The sequence below is a fragment of the Arthrobacter sp. 05L417 genome (assembly GCF_056397865.1).
The window spans coordinates 133,713-147,186 of the sequence record NZ_JBFTOG010000002.1 but is presented as its reverse complement, the minus strand read 5'-3'; the positions used below and the strand labels follow the sequence as shown (position 1 = coordinate 147,186).

At 64.9% G+C, this 13,474-nt stretch carries 14 protein-coding genes; 7 read left to right on the top strand and 7 right to left on the bottom strand.

What is annotated here, in order from left to right; all coding sequences use genetic code 11:
* Positions 1 to 36: 36 nt before the first annotated feature.
* The gene (locus AC1DJW_RS02615) at positions 37 to 891 is read left to right on the top strand and encodes a fumarylacetoacetate hydrolase family protein (RefSeq protein WP_476900625.1); all 855 of its coding nucleotides are present in this window, start codon (positions 37 to 39) and stop codon (positions 889 to 891) included.
* 12 nt (positions 892 to 903) lie between these two features.
* Positions 904 to 1,395 carry a GtrA family protein gene (locus tag AC1DJW_RS02610; RefSeq protein ID WP_284751177.1) on the top strand — a complete coding sequence of 164 codons (492 nt, stop codon included), beginning with the start codon at positions 904 to 906 and terminating at the stop codon, positions 1,393 to 1,395.
* Between the two features lie 78 nt (positions 1,396 to 1,473).
* Here the strand turns inward: AC1DJW_RS02610 and AC1DJW_RS02605 are convergent, their stop codons facing one another.
* From AC1DJW_RS02605 to AC1DJW_RS02580, 6 genes are all read right to left on the bottom strand, one after another.
* Positions 1,474 to 2,631 carry a cysteine desulfurase family protein gene (locus tag AC1DJW_RS02605; protein WP_476900624.1) on the bottom strand — a complete coding sequence of 386 codons (1,158 nt, stop codon included), beginning with the start codon at positions 2,629 to 2,631 and terminating at the stop codon, positions 1,474 to 1,476.
* Positions 2,632 to 2,635: 4 nt separating this feature from the next.
* Positions 2,636 to 3,532, bottom strand: a complete 897-nt coding sequence (gene nadC, locus AC1DJW_RS02600) for a carboxylating nicotinate-nucleotide diphosphorylase (RefSeq protein WP_476900623.1) — start codon at positions 3,530 to 3,532, stop codon at positions 2,636 to 2,638.
* Positions 3,525 to 5,294, bottom strand: coding sequence for an L-aspartate oxidase (gene nadB / locus AC1DJW_RS02595; RefSeq protein ID WP_476900622.1), 1,770 nt, complete (start codon positions 5,292 to 5,294; stop codon positions 3,525 to 3,527). The genes nadC and nadB overlap by 8 nt, the downstream gene beginning before the upstream one ends.
* 37 nt (positions 5,295 to 5,331) lie before the next feature.
* The gene (gene nadA / locus AC1DJW_RS02590) at positions 5,332 to 6,639 is read right to left on the bottom strand and encodes a quinolinate synthase NadA (RefSeq protein ID WP_390278986.1); all 1,308 of its coding nucleotides are present in this window, start codon (positions 6,637 to 6,639) and stop codon (positions 5,332 to 5,334) included.
* Positions 6,636 to 7,346 (bottom strand): NUDIX hydrolase, encoded by a 711-nt coding sequence (locus AC1DJW_RS02585; RefSeq protein WP_284751324.1) that lies wholly within the window; start codon positions 7,344 to 7,346, stop codon positions 6,636 to 6,638. The genes nadA and AC1DJW_RS02585 overlap by 4 nt, the downstream gene beginning before the upstream one ends.
* A 101-nt stretch (positions 7,347 to 7,447) precedes the next feature.
* A complete protein-coding gene (locus AC1DJW_RS02580) occupies positions 7,448 to 7,927 on the bottom strand; it encodes an Lrp/AsnC family transcriptional regulator (RefSeq protein WP_059387632.1) in 480 nt (159 codons plus the stop codon).
* Between the two features lie 176 nt (positions 7,928 to 8,103).
* On the opposite strand from AC1DJW_RS02580, the gene AC1DJW_RS02575 reads away from it, so the two are divergent.
* From AC1DJW_RS02575 to AC1DJW_RS02555, 5 genes are all read left to right on the top strand, one after another.
* Positions 8,104 to 9,486, top strand: coding sequence for an amino acid permease (locus AC1DJW_RS02575; RefSeq protein WP_390278987.1), 1,383 nt, complete (start codon positions 8,104 to 8,106; stop codon positions 9,484 to 9,486).
* A gap of 303 nt (positions 9,487 to 9,789) precedes the next feature.
* On the top strand, positions 9,790 to 10,827 hold the full coding sequence (locus AC1DJW_RS02570) for a thiamine pyrophosphate-dependent dehydrogenase E1 component subunit alpha (protein WP_390278989.1): 1,038 nt from the start codon (positions 9,790 to 9,792) through the stop codon (positions 10,825 to 10,827).
* Positions 10,820 to 11,854, top strand: a complete 1,035-nt coding sequence (locus AC1DJW_RS02565) for an alpha-ketoacid dehydrogenase subunit beta (protein ID WP_476900621.1) — start codon at positions 10,820 to 10,822, stop codon at positions 11,852 to 11,854. The genes AC1DJW_RS02570 and AC1DJW_RS02565 overlap by 8 nt, the downstream gene beginning before the upstream one ends.
* Positions 11,847 to 12,176: a biotin/lipoyl-containing protein gene (locus tag AC1DJW_RS02560; protein ID WP_268021268.1), complete on the top strand. Its 330-nt coding sequence runs from the start codon at positions 11,847 to 11,849 to the stop codon at positions 12,174 to 12,176. Before AC1DJW_RS02565 ends, AC1DJW_RS02560 begins: the two co-directional genes overlap by 8 nt.
* A gap of 4 nt (positions 12,177 to 12,180) precedes the next feature.
* Positions 12,181 to 13,011, top strand: a complete 831-nt coding sequence (locus AC1DJW_RS02555) for an alpha/beta fold hydrolase (protein ID WP_284751185.1) — start codon at positions 12,181 to 12,183, stop codon at positions 13,009 to 13,011.
* Between the two features lie 38 nt (positions 13,012 to 13,049).
* Here the strand turns inward: AC1DJW_RS02555 and AC1DJW_RS02550 are convergent, their stop codons facing one another.
* Positions 13,050 to 13,463, bottom strand: coding sequence for a MarR family transcriptional regulator (locus AC1DJW_RS02550; protein WP_459341997.1), 414 nt, complete (start codon positions 13,461 to 13,463; stop codon positions 13,050 to 13,052).
* Positions 13,464 to 13,474 lie beyond the last annotated feature (11 nt).

Below are 13,474 nucleotides of genomic sequence, written 5' to 3'. Positions count from 1 at the left end.
TCCGTCTAAACAGGCGCGAGGACGTAGGATGTCTTCATGACTTCCTCACGTGCACGCCGGATCGCCCGCGTCCGCCCGCTCTCCCCCACCTCGCCGGACGAACACTTCTTCGTCGCGAACGACGCCGTTGACTTCGCTTCCGCGGAAGGCCGGAGCTGGACTGTGGTGGACAGCCCGTTCCCAGGCTCGCCGGCAAATGGCAGCAGCGCAGGGCGGCCGGGTTGGGTTACAGGCTCTCAGGTCTCCGAGGATGCGTTCATGTTCCTTGCGCCGTCCGTTCCCGCCAACGTCTTCGGCATGGCGCACAACACGGGCCAGCCGGGCCGCGACTTGCCCGCGCAGGCGTTCCACAAGGCCGCCACGAGCGTCATCGGACCAGGCGACGCCATCGAGCTCGCCTCCGACGTCGGCTACGTGGACCCCGAAGCGGAACTGACCGTCGTCGTCGGGCGCAAAGTCCGCGGGCTCACACTCGACAACGCGCGCGACGCCATCCTCGGTTTTACGATCGGCAACGACGTCTCTGCGAGGGAACTGCAGAAGACCGACGAACTGTGGATCAGCGCGAAAAGCCAGGACACGTTTACTCCTGCGGGACCGTGGATCGTCACGGACCTCAATGACGATGATCTTTCGATCGGCATAGTGCACAACGGCCGGGAATTGGGCACGGCCAGCACCGCGGACCTCGGATGGAAGGTAGACGAGATCCTTGTCTACCTCACCTCCTTCATGACCTTGCACCCCGGCGACCTGGTCCTCACCGGCTTCCCGGCCGAGTGCACCAGGATCGAGCCCGGAGATACCGTGACCTGCCGCATTGAGGGCATCGGAGAGCTCAGCAACCCCGTCATAGCAGCAACTTGGGAGAAAATTCCCAGCTTGATATGACAGGCTTGAGCCATGGAGCCTCCTGCCGTGCCGGCAATTGAGACGCGGCAGACGTCCCTTCCCAGGCCAAATACAAGCAAGCGCCGCAAAGGCGTGCTGCGCTATCCGGTGGTCAGGCAGCTCATCCGTTTCACCGGCGTCGGGATCATCTGTACCGTCACCTCGCTGGCACTGTACGCGCTGTTCCGCCCGTGGATGGGACCCCAACCCGCGAACGCCGCGGCACTGATTATCACCTCGCTCATGAACACGGCCCTGAACCGGCGGCTGACCTTCAAGATCACAGGCAACCGGAAGAGAACGCAGGATCATCTGAACGGGCTGATCGTGATCGCCGTGGCGCTGATCATCACGGGCGGTAGCCTGGGCGTGCTCCATGCGTTGCGCCCCGAAGCCACCCTCGCCGAGGACCTTTGGACAACCACGCTGTCCGGGTTCGTCGCGACGGCCGTGCGGTTCACGATGCTGCGGCACTGGATTTTCCGCAGGGCCCGCCACGTCTGACTCCCAACTGACTCGCATTTGTTGTCGTTCTGAGGGCTCAGAACGACAACAAATGCGAGTTACTTGGGGTGGGGACAGTCAGCGGCGACCGAGCCCCTGCACGCTCCCGACGGCGGCAGCCACGGCTTCTGCGGCTTGCTCAAGTTCCGCTGACGTCACCGCGGAGTCGAAGCTGAAGCGCACTGCAGTGTGGGCCACCTCGGGCTCGATTCCCAAGGCCAGCAGGACCGGCGGGGGAGCGTCGGATCCAGCGGCGCAGGCCGAGCCGCTCGAACAAACCACACCAAGCCGCTCAAGCTCAAGCAACACGGACTCCCCGCTGGTGCCGGGGAAACAGAAAGACGCGACGGACGGCAAGCGCTGCGAAGGGTGGCCGGTCAACACGGCACCCGGCACGGCCCCAAGGACAGCGCGGATGAAGGCATCCCGCAACGCCGAGACACGTACGGCGAGTTCCGACTGCGCGGCATGGGCGAGCGTGAGTGCCGTGGCCAGCGCGACAGCTCCCGCCACGTTTTCGGTCCCGGAGCGCTTGCCCCGCTCCTGGCCGCCGCCATGGACGAGCGGCTCCAGCTTGAGCCTGCCCTTGGCATAGAGAACGCCGCTACCCTTGGGCGCGCCGAGTTTGTGGCCGGAAATGCTGAGGGCATCGACCCCCAGTTCCTTGACGCCTATAGGCAACCAACCCGCGGCCTGGACGGCGTCCGTGTGGAACGGCACGCCGTGTTCCGCGGCCACCTCCGCGAGTTGCCGCACGGGTTGCACGGTGCCGATCTCATTGTTCGCATACATGATGCTGACGAGGGCCGTCTCCGGACTCAGGCCAGCCCGGAGCGCCTCAACCGTCACCACACCGTGCCCGTCCACGGGGACCACGTCCACCTCGAAGCCATGGACCCGTTGCAGGTAGAGCGCGGATTCCTCCACGGCGGGGTGCTCTATGGCGCTGACGACAATCCGGTTCAGGGCGGGATCCGCGGCTCGCCGTGCGAGGGCGATCCCCTTCACGGCCAGATTGTCGGCTTCGGTGCCGCCGGAAGTGAAGGTAATTTCCCCCGGCCGGCAGCCCAGGACCTTCGCCACTTCGACGCGTGCCCGGGACAACGCGTTCGCAGCCGCTTCGCCAAGGCCGTGATGGCTCGAGGGATTGCCGAACTCCCCCGTCAAATACGGCCACATCGCTTCGAGGACTTCCTTACGGACGGGTGTGGTCGCCGCGGCGTCGAGGAAGATCATGGCGTCAGCCGATACCTGAGGTTGGGTCCGGTGCCACGTCGAGCGTCACGTCCAGGCCCAGATCCAGCGCGTTGACACTGTGGGTGAGTCCGCCGATGGAAATGACGTCGACTCCCGCGGCGGCGATGTCCGCCACAGTGTCCACGTTGACGTTGCCGCTCGCCTCAACGACGGCGCGGCCGGCCACCTGCTTCACACCGGCACGGAGCTCCTCAAGGGAAAAGTTGTCCAGCATGATCGTGTCTACCCCGGCCGCGAGCACGGGTTCGATCTGCTCGGCGCGGTCCACTTCCACTTCGAAGTGAGTGGTGTGGCCCAGCTGGGCCTTGGCGGCCTTGAGCAGTGCGGTGAGCTTGGCGGAATCGCCACCGGTCATCACTGCAAGGTGGTTGTCCTTGGCCAGAACGGCATCGGACAGGCTGTAACGGTGGTTGGCTCCCCCGCCGCAGCGTACGGCGTAGCGTTCCAACACCCGCAGCCCAGGGGTTGTTTTCCGGGTGTCCGTGATGCGGGCCTTGGTTCCGTCGACGAGCTTGACGAACTCGGCCGTCTTGGTGGCAATCGCGCTCATGCGCTGGGCAAGGTTGAGCCCGACGCGTTCGGCGAGCAGCACCGAGCGGGCGCGGCCGCTGACCCGCGCGAGGTGGGTTCCGGCGTCGAACGCTTCACCGTCCGCGAGCAACAGCTCCACCTTCGTGTCCGGGTCGATGAGCAGCATGGCGTCACGGAACACCGTTCCGCCGCTGAACACCCCCGAAACCCGGGCATTGAGCACGGCGGTGGCCCGGGCTTCGGCGGGAATGAGCAACTGCGAGGTGATGTCGCCGCTCGGCGCGTCCTCCGCGAAAGCCCGCTCCAGAATGTCCCGGACGGGTGCTGCGGGGAGGGTCAGGCTAGTCATTGACGAGGCTCGCTTTCCGGCGGATCGTGTATCTCTGAACAATTTCTTCGCGTTGAGCTTCGACGGCGTCACTCCGGTAATGCGCCCCCAACGACCCCCGCCGCGCGCCCGCAGCCCGCACCAACAACTGCGCGGCAAGGAGCAAATTGGCATCCTCATGAACCAAGGAATCCACTGAGTCCGGCACACTCTCAGGAAGCACGACGTCGGCCCAAGCGTTGAGTCCCTCAGCAGCCTCCCGGAGCAACCCCCCGGTCCGAAGCACCCCCGCCTTGGCAGTCATAAGCCGCCGAAGGGCGGTCCGTGAGAAAGGCTCCGGGACGAGCTCAGGCTGCCAGGCGGTGAGCGCCTCCGCCGGCTCGGTGGTTCCCGAAAGCGCCGTTGTTGCGTGGAGGTCCACGCCGGCCGCCGAGCTTGCGAGGCGTTCGCCGGCGAGAGACCGGAGCGCAGGCGCCGAGGGAACTAGCGAGTCGGTCCCCCCACCGTTCGGCGGCGCCCACCCAAGGAACCCTTCAACAGCCCGCCGTCCAAAGACAAGCCCTTCGAGCAGCGAGTTACTGGCCAAACGGTTCGCGCCTTGGACTCCGGTACACGCTGCTTCACCGGCCGCGAGCAGCCCAGGAACGGAAGTACGGCCGAACAGATCGGTGACTACGCCCCCCATCCAGTAGTGGGCGGCAGGGGCAACCGGAACTGGCTCCAGGGTCCAGTCGACGCCGGCTTCGCGGGTCCGGGCGCTGAGCGTGGGGAAGCGCTTCTCAAGGAAGCCTTGCCCTTTGTTCGCTTCCACGACCCGGGCGTCAAGGAAGACGTGGCCGTTGGGATCACCGAGTGACGCCAAGTGGAGGGCGATGCTGCGGGAAACGACGTCGCGCGGGGCCAGTTCGGCGTCGGGGTGGTAGCGGGGCATGAATCGTTCGCCGTTCGCATCCACCAGGATGGCGCCTTCGCCGCGGACGGCTTCGGAAATGAGGAGCGGATCGGTGCCGAGGGAAGTTGGCTTTCCGGCAGCGGAAAGGACCATGCTCGTGGGGTGGAACTGGAAGAACTCCAGGTCCGCGAGCTCGGCGCCTGCCCGCCATGCGAGCGCGAGCCCGTCGGCCGTTGCCACCGAGGGGTTGGTGGTCTGGGCAAACAGCTGCCCCGCCCCACCGGTGGCAAGCAGCACGGCGTCGCCGAACACGCTCTCGAGGCGGCCGTTGCGTAGGAATTCGACGCCCGTGACACGCCCCTCGGACTGGAGCAGGGAAGTCGCCTGCGCATGTCCCAGCACCTGGATTTTCCCGGCGTCCTGCGCGTCAAGGACCGCCAGGATGAGTGCGTTCGCGACCCCGGCACCGGTGGCGTCTCCTCCGGTGTGCAGGATCCTCGGCGCGGAGTGGGCGGCTTCGAGCCCCAAGGCGGGATCGCCGTCGTCGTCCGCGTCGAAACGGACACCGAAACGCTCCAGCCCCCTGATGTCGAGGCGCGCTTCGGTGCACAGCACCCGCACGGCCTCCTCATTGCAGTGCCCGGCGCCGGCCTTGAGGGTATCCATGATGTGCGCGGCGACGGTATCGCCGGGGGCGGGTTCCTCGAGCACTGCCGAAATCCCGCCTTGGGCGAAGAAGGTGTTGCTGTCCGCCAGCGCCCCCTTGCTGAGCAGGACGACCTCCGCACCGGCCTCGGCGGCCAGCAGCGCGGAGTAGAGGCCGGCGATGCCGCTTCCGACGACGACGAGTCGCCGCAGCGCCGGAGCGCCGGGAATGCGTTCTGCAGTCATGTGAGGCTCGATTCGACTGGTTGGTACTGGGTGTGACCTAGAGCGGCCGTGCTGCAAGCATGCGTTCGAGGGCGATCTTGGCGTTGTCCTTGACCGAGTCGTCCACCGTGATGCGGTTGACCACACGGCCTTCCACCAGTTCCTCGAGTACCCAGGCGAGGTAGCCGGGGTGGATGCGGTACATCGTGGAGCAAGGGCAGATCACCGGGTCGAGGCAGAAGATGGTGTGCTGCGGGTTCTCCGCGGCCAAGCGGTTCACCATGTTGATCTCGGTACCGATCGCGAAGGTGGTGGGCTCGGTTGCGGCGGCGATGGCCTTCTTGATGAAGTCGGTGGAGCCTGCGCCGTCTGCCGCGTCGACAACCTCCATGGGGCATTCGGGGTGCACAATGACGTTCACGCCCGGGAATTCGGCGCGGGCCTTCTCGATCTGGCCCACGTTGAAACGCTTGTGGACGGAGCAGAAGCCGTGCCAGAGGATGACGCGGGAATCCAGCAGGGTCTGTTCGTCGTTTCCGCCGAGTTCCTTGCGCGGGTTCCACATGGGCATCTGTTCCAGCGGCACGCCGAGCGCCTTTGCGGTGTTGCGGCCAAGGTGCTGGTCGGGGAAGAAAAGCACCCGCTGGCCGCGTTCGAAGGCCCATTCGAGCACCGTCCTGGCGTTGGAGGACGTGCAGACGATGCCACCGTTGCGTCCGCAGAAGGCCTTCAACGCGGCCGAGGAATTCATGTAGGTCACCGGGATGACCGGCGCTCGGCCATCGGAATCGGGGGCGGTCCCGAAGAGCTCTTCGAGCTGCTCCCAGCATTCCTCCACCGAGTCCTCGTCTGCCATGTCCGCCATGGAGCAGCCGGCAGCCAGGTTCGGCAGGATCACGGCCTGGCCCTCGCTGGACAGGATGTCGGCGGTCTCTGCCATGAAATGCACGCCGCAGAAGATGATGGCCTCGGCATCAGGCTTGGTCAGGGCAGCGTTGGCGAGCTGGAACGAGTCGCCCACGAAATCCGCGTACTGGACAACTTCGTCGCGCTGGTAGAAGTGGCCCAGGATGACAGCCCGGTCCCCCAGCGTCTCCTTGGCGGCGCGGATCCGGGCGTCGAGCTCGGCGTCGCTGGCCAACTTGTACTCTTCGGGCAACTGGCCTTGGCGGGGTGTGGCTTTCGGAGCGTCGTCGGAACTGGACGCGCCGGGACCGTAAGCGGGGATGCCTGCGAGGGCTTCGGCGAGGTCGTACTCCCACGGGCCCTTCGCCAGGGCGGGGCTGCACGTCGACCCGGCCGCGGAACGGCCGCTTTCGGCTTCTTCCCGCGTGATCAGCTGGATAGCTGTGTTGACGCTGCTCATGGTGTACTCCTGTTGTCTGGCCCGAGTCCGGGCGTGCCGGTGAAGCGGTAGAGGCGGGGCGGGCGGTGTTTTCCGCCCTGGAGGTATTCACCGGTTTCTTCGATTTCCGGTGTTCCCTTGATTTGCCGGCGGAAGTTCGCCGGATCGAGCTGGCGGTCCAGGACAGCCTCGTAGACTTCGCGGACCTGTGCCAGAGTGAAGAATTCACCCAGCAAGTGATAGGCGATGGACCCGTAGGCCATCTTGTTGCGCAGCCGCCACAAGGCGTAGTCCACGATCGCGTTGTGGTCGAACGCCAGTTCTGCGAGCCGGTCTGCCCGGAACCAACGAACGTTCTCGGATTCGTCGGCGAGAGCGGCTTCCGTGGGCTGCACCAAGGCCCAGTAGACAATCGAGACAACCCGCTGGGCAGGCGAGCGATGCAGGCCGCCGAAGGCGTAGAGCTGCTCGAGGTATTGGGGAGCCAGCCCCGTGGTCTCGCGCAGGTTCCGGGACGCGGCGTCCTGGAGGGATTCGTCGTGCTGCAGCGGTCCGCCGGGCAGCGCCCACATGTCCTTGAACGGTTCGCGGATGCGACGCACCAGCGGCAACCACAGCGTGGGGCGGCCGGAGCTTTCGCTCGGGCGGAGGGCGAAGATCACCGTTGATATGGCCAACGACGGCGGCGCGAGCCTGCGCTCTTCGACATTGGCGGAGGTGGCGTACACGGTATTCACCCCGCTTCTTTGCCGTAGGGACCGGAAAATTAGTTATAGTCAAGATGACTAGAACTAATGGTACGACTGTTAGAGGACAGTGTCCAAATGTTTCAGCCCGCATTCTCCTTGGCGGCAGCTTCCAGGAGCGGCAAGGTGCGGCCTTGGAAATGAGTATTCAGGACAATCACCGAGGACGAACGGAGCACGGTCTTGGTGGCAATGAGCTTGTCCAGCACGCGCTGCAGGTCCGAGTTCGACTTGCCCACCACCCGCACCATGAGATCCGAACTGCCGGAAACGGTATGGACCTCAATGAGCTCGGGAATGGCAGCCAGGGCTTCGACGACGGCGTCGTGCCCCAAATCCTGGTTGATGGTCAGGGAGCAAAAGGCGACCACGGGATAGCCAAAGCCGGCGGGATCGGGCTGCGGAACCCAGGGTGCCACCACCCCGCGCTCAGCCATCCGGTCCAGCCGGGACTGGACCGTGGCGCGGGCGACCTTCAAGACCCTGGATGCCTCCAAGACAGACGCCCGCGGGGAGTCGGTGAAAAATCGGACAATCTTGGCATCCAACTCGTCCACAACCATCAGTTTTTCCTACTTCCGCCCATGAGCTGTACAAATCGGCACTCCATGCCCAGATGTCACACCAGCTTGTAACCATCCTCTCACGAGTGTTTTTCGCCACTTTCCTTTGGAAGCGGTAAATTCGATAAGTCCTACAAGGACCAGTCGACAAACCATCCACAAGAAGGCAAACACGAATGACAACGAAGTCCACCGCTGTTCGACCCTCCATTACTTCGCGAGGCCTTGGCCACTCGATGAAGCCGCGCCAGCTCACCATGATGGGCCTGGGCAGCGCCATTGGCGCGGGACTCTTCCTTGGCTCAGGCGCCGGAATCCACGCGGCCGGCCCGGCAGTACTCATCTCCTACCTTGTGGCAGGCACCCTGATCATCGTCGTGATGTGGGCGCTCGGCGAGATGGCAGCCGCGAACCCCAACAGCGGCGCCTTCTCGGTCTACGCGGAAAAGGCCATGGGCAAGACGGCCGGATCCACGGTCGGCTGGCTTTGGTGGCTGCAGCTGGTGGTGGTCATCGCCGCGGAGGCGCTCGGTGCAGCAGGGCTGCTGTTCTCCGTCTGGCCGGTCATTCCCGTGTGGGCGCTGGCTTTGGTGTTCATGGTGGCCTTTACCGCGATCAACCTCGCCGGGGTCCGGAACTTCGGTGAGTTCGAATTCTGGTTTGCCATCCTGAAGGTCGCAGCCATTGTCGCTTTCCTTGTCATCGGCGCGGCCTTGCTGTTCGGCTGGCTGCCCGGCGTAACTTCCCCCGGCCTCGGGAACCTCACGGGCAACTTTGCACCGTCCGGCTGGTCTGGAATTGCCGCGGCGCTCTTCGTGGTGATTTTCGCCTTCGGCGGCACCGAAATTGTGAGCGTGGCCGCGGCGGAAACGCAGAATCCCGCACACAGCGTCGGCAAGGCCATCCGCACGGTGGTGTGGCGCATCCTGGTCTTCTACATCGGTTCGGTCTTCGTCATCGCAGCAGTGCTGCCCTCCGATTCCGAAGGCTTGAAGTCGCCGTTCGCCGGTGTCCTGGACCTTGCCGGCATCCCGGGAGCCGGCACGGCCATCACCCTCGTTGCCGTCGTGGCGTTGCTTTCCGCGCTCAACGCAAACCTTTACGGTGCCTCGCGCATGGTCTTCTCCTTGTCTGAACGCGGCGAAGCACCTGCTTTCCTGTCGCGGCTGCGCGGCGCCCAGGTGCCCATGGCCGCCGTCGGGGTTTCCGTTGCTTTCGGTTTCATCGCCACGATCCTGGAACTGCTCTTCCCCGACCATGTGCTTCCGGCCTTGCTCAACCTCGTAGGCTCCACCTGCCTCGTGGTCTGGGGAACGGCACTCGTGTCCCAGTTCATCCTGCGCCGCCGCGCCGACCGCGAAGGAACCGAACTGCCGCTTCGCATGAAGGGATTCCCCTTCCTCACGGTATTCGGACTGGCACTGCTTGCCCTGATCTTCGCGGTGGGCTTCTCGAACGCCGAGAGCGCCGGCCAGTTGATCGGCACGTTCCTGTTGATCGCGTGCATCGCCGTGGCCTGCAGGATCGGTGCCAAGGTCAAGTCCGCACGAAACGCCTAGGCAAACCCAACTAGCCCCACCGCCACCCTCGCCTCGCAAGTCCCCACTGGCTCCCAGCCTTCGCAAGCTCAGGCAGGGACCCTCGCCGGCGGGGCCCCACGGCCAGGGAACCCTGGCGGCGTGGGCCCAGCAGTTGTTGTCGTTTTGACGCCTCATAACGACAACAACTGCGAGCTACTTGGGTGGGCAAGAGGTGCACAAATTGCTATGTACCCCCTAGCGAAGACTGACAGTTCTTGGCAGTTTGACTAGGCCTGAATAGGCGGATTGCCTACGTTCCGAACAGTGACTACGGTCACGTCCATGGACTCATCTCTTCCCGTCGTGGCCGCAGCCGACGCCGCGCCCCTGTCCCCCGGACAGCTCAGGGAGCTCTATTCCCTGATGGCTGCCGTTCGATACCTCGATACCTCGGCCGTCGCCTGGCAGCGCCAGGGAATCATCCCGGGCTACGCCCCCGAACTCGGCCAGGAAGCCGCCCAGGTCGGCAGCGCCTACGCCCTCGACACTGCGCGCGACTTCGCCTTTCCGACGTACCGCGAGATGGGCGTCGCCCGGACCATGGGCGTGGACATGGTGGCGTACATGTCCACCCACAAGGCAACGTGGCACGGCGGAATGTACGATCCCTTGGCAAGCCGTCTCGCTCCCATCCAGGCCGTCGTGGCAGGCTCGGTACTTCATGCCGTCGGCTGGGCCCATGGCCAGACCCTGAGCGGTGGGCACGGAGTGGCCCTCAGCTACTTCGGCGACGGCGCTTCCTCCCAAGGCGATGTCCATGAGGCCATGAACTTTGCCGCCGTGATGAAAGCACCTGTCGTCTTCTTCATCCAGAACAATGGCTGGGCGATTTCCGTGCCCACCGAGCGGCAAGTGGCCGGCGGCTCGGTAGCTGCACGAGCCGCGGGCTACGGAATCCCCGGCATTCAGGTGGACGGCAACGATGTGGTCGCCGTCTATGAGGCCACCCGCAACGCCTTCGCCCACTGCCGCGGCGGGAACGGTCCGGTTGTGGTTGAGGCCATGACTTACCGCCGCGGACCGCATTCCACCGCCGACGACCCCGGGCGCTACCGGAGCCTCGACGACGAGCGCATCGACGCCGGCGAGGACCCACTGGAACGCCTCCGCAAGCGTTTGCTGGCCGAAGGCGTGGCCGACGAGGCATTCTTCACGGCCGCCAACCAGGAAGCCCTGGCAGAAGAAGAAGCCATCCGCACCGGAATCGAAGCCCTCGGGCCCCGGCCCGGCAACGAAATGTTCGATTTCGTCTTCCAGGAAACCACCCCCGCCCTTGAAACCCAGGCCATCCGTTGGCGCGAGGAGTCCGAACATGTCTGAGAGCACCACCGCCACCCTCGAAGCCAGGGCAGCGACAGAGAACCTGTCCGTCAAGCTTTCCATGCAGCAGGCACTCAACCGCGCGTTGGACGAGATCCTCTCGAACGATCCCAAAACGGTGGTCTTCGGCGAGGACTGCGGCCGATTGGGTGGAGTCTTCCGTATCACCGACGGGTTGCAGGCCAAGCACGGAGAACCCCGGGTCTTTGACACGCCGCTCGCGGAATCGGGCATCCTGGGCATGTCCGTGGGTCTGGCCATGGCCGGTTTCCACCCCATTCCGGAAGTACAGTTCGATGGCTTCGCTTATCCCGCCATCAACCAGATCGTCTGCCAGATCGCCCGGATGAACTACCGCAGCCGCGGCACCTTGCCGATGCCGATCACGCTCCGGGTGCCCAGCTTCGGCGGCATCCGCGCCCCCGAACACCACGGCGAAAGCCTCGAGGCACTCTTCGCGCACGTTCCGGGACTCAAGGTTGTTTCGCCGTCGGACCCGCACGATGCCTACCACCTGCTCAAGTACGCGGCCTCGCGGCCGGACCCGGTGATCTTCATGGAACCGAAATCCCGCTACTGGCAAAAGGGCGACGTCGACGCATCCGACGGCGGTACCCTCACCGGCGCCCGCGTTGTCCGGCCGGGCCGCCACCTGACCCTCGTAGCCTGGGGTGCCATGGTTGCCCGGTGCCTGCAGGTTGCCGAACTCGCTGCGGAGGACGGAATCGACGTCGAGGTCCTCGATCTGCGCTGGCTCAAGCCGATCGACGCCGAAGCACTGGCGACTTCCGTCGGAAAGACGCGGCGCGCCGTCGTCGTGCATGAGGCTCCACTGACCTCCGGGTTGGGGGCCGAAGTGGCCCAGCTGATCACGCAAAGCTGCTTCGACACGCTCAAGGCGCCCGTCGAACGGGTCACCGGCTTCGATGTGCCGTACCCCTCCGGCGACCTGGAGGACGAATACATTCCGAACATTGACCGCATCCTCCTGGGGATCCAACGAGTACTGGAGTATCGACGTGGCTGAAATCAGCTTCCCCCTGCCCGATCTTGGCGAAGGCCTCATCGAAGCGACCGTGCTGGACTGGCTCGTCTCCCCCGGCGACCAGGTGGAACGGAACCAGCCGCTCGTGGAGCTGGAGACGAGCAAATCCGCCCTCGAGTTGCCGAGCCCGCAGGCGGGTAAAGTGATCCGTATCCACGGCGCGCCGGGCGACACCATCAACGTCGGTGAGCCGCTGGTGGTGTTCGAGGTGCCGGACAATACTGCCGGCATCGTGGGCACCGTTCCCAAGGATGACGCACCGAAGCGCCGGGTCCGCCTGAGCGCTGTACTTGATGAGGACTGACACCATGAGCGGCAGGCACACGGAAGAGCACATCCACACTGTGGAAGGAACAGATCCGCATCTTTTCGTGGAAGTCCATGAGCCCGCCGAAGGCACCGATGCGGGTCTGCGCCCGGTCCTGCTGCTGCACGGTTTCTCCTCGTCCACCAAACTCAATTGGGGCGACACAGGCTGGATTTCCACCCTCAAGTCCGCCGGCAGGCGTGTCATCACCGTGGACCTTCCAGGGCACGGCCAGAGCAGTTCCCCTGAGGACCTCGACTCCTACTCCCCGAGCCGGATCCGCGCGGACCTGCTCCAGATAGTCGCCGACGCCGGTGCGCGCCCCGTGCGCGCCGGTGACCCTACCAGCGGGCTCGACGTCATCGGCTATTCCTTGGGTTCCCGGCTTGCCTGGGAATTCGGTGCAACCCAGCCCGAACTCGTGCACCGGCTGGTGTTGGGCGGCCCGAACAAGGAGGACCCCTTGGCGTCCTTCGATCTCGCGGCAGCCCAGCGCTACCTTGCGGACGGCACACCCATCGAAGACGAGTCCACCGCAGGGTTGCTCAAGATGGCACAACTCTTGCCGAGCAACGATCTTTTTGCGCTCTTGTCGCTCATCGAAGCGATCAAGGGCGAACCCTTCGATCCTGCCGAAGCCGTGCCCCACATGCCGATGCTCCTGGTGGCAGGCGACAAGGACGAGCGCGCCATCACCATGCCGGAGCTCGCTTCGATCGCTTCGCACGCCGGCGGCATGGTCGAACAACTGCTTGTGCCGGGGCGGAACCACAGCAACGCCGTGACCAGCCGGGTTTTCAAGGATGCCGCGGTGGCGTTCCTCGGCGTCTAGGGGGTGGCGGAGCGGTTGATAGTGGCGGAGCGGCTGCCTTAGCCGGCCAGCCGCTCCGCATTGAGCGTCATGCGCTCGAGCACGCTGACGGCCATGGCGTATTCGTCGATACCGATACCCATCGAGAGATCCCGGCGCGAGTCTTCAACGAGCCGTTGGGCTTCCGTTTGTTTTGCGTGGCCCAATTCGCTGAGGCTGAGGCGATCATCCACCATGATGATCATTCCGCGGCCTACGAGCGCGGCGAGTTCGTTTTCGCGACGCCGTGTGTCGCCGCCCCAGAATGGGTTGAGTATTCCGTCAAGTTCCTCGGGGCTGAGGGGTGTCTCGGCCAGGACGTTGAGGGTCTGCCATTGCCTCCGGCTGAGTTTCAACCTCGCCAACGTGCTGTCCAGATGCGCCTCCAATGCGGCATCCAAGCGTTTGGTCCAGTAACCGATGGGCTTGTTCACATGGCCCATCG

What these genes read in the sequence shown, in the direction of transcription:
- AC1DJW_RS02605 (WP_476900624.1), bottom strand. Translation starts at nt 2,631, where the DNA reads ATGATCTTCCTCGACGCCGCGGCGACCACACCCGTCCGTAAGGAAGTC.
- AC1DJW_RS02615 (WP_476900625.1), top strand. Translation starts at nt 37, where the DNA reads ATGACTTCCTCACGTGCACGCCGGATCGCCCGCGTCCGCCCGCTCTCC.
- AC1DJW_RS02570 (WP_390278989.1), top strand. Translation starts at nt 9,790, where the DNA reads ATGGACTCATCTCTTCCCGTCGTGGCCGCAGCCGACGCCGCGCCCCTG.
- nadA (WP_390278986.1), bottom strand. Translation starts at nt 6,639, where the DNA reads ATGAGCAGCGTCAACACAGCTATCCAGCTGATCACGCGGGAAGAAGCC.
- nadB (WP_476900622.1), bottom strand. Translation starts at nt 5,294, where the DNA reads ATGACTGCAGAACGCATTCCCGGCGCTCCGGCGCTGCGGCGACTCGTC.
- AC1DJW_RS02610 (WP_284751177.1), top strand. Translation starts at nt 904, where the DNA reads ATGGAGCCTCCTGCCGTGCCGGCAATTGAGACGCGGCAGACGTCCCTT.
- nadC (WP_476900623.1), bottom strand. Translation starts at nt 3,532, where the DNA reads ATGACTAGCCTGACCCTCCCCGCAGCACCCGTCCGGGACATTCTGGAG.
- AC1DJW_RS02555 (WP_284751185.1), top strand. Translation starts at nt 12,181, where the DNA reads ATGAGCGGCAGGCACACGGAAGAGCACATCCACACTGTGGAAGGAACA.
- AC1DJW_RS02575 (WP_390278987.1), top strand. Translation starts at nt 8,104, where the DNA reads ATGACAACGAAGTCCACCGCTGTTCGACCCTCCATTACTTCGCGAGGC.
- AC1DJW_RS02565 (WP_476900621.1), top strand. Translation starts at nt 10,820, where the DNA reads ATGTCTGAGAGCACCACCGCCACCCTCGAAGCCAGGGCAGCGACAGAG.
- AC1DJW_RS02580 (WP_059387632.1), bottom strand. Translation starts at nt 7,927, where the DNA reads ATGGTTGTGGACGAGTTGGATGCCAAGATTGTCCGATTTTTCACCGAC.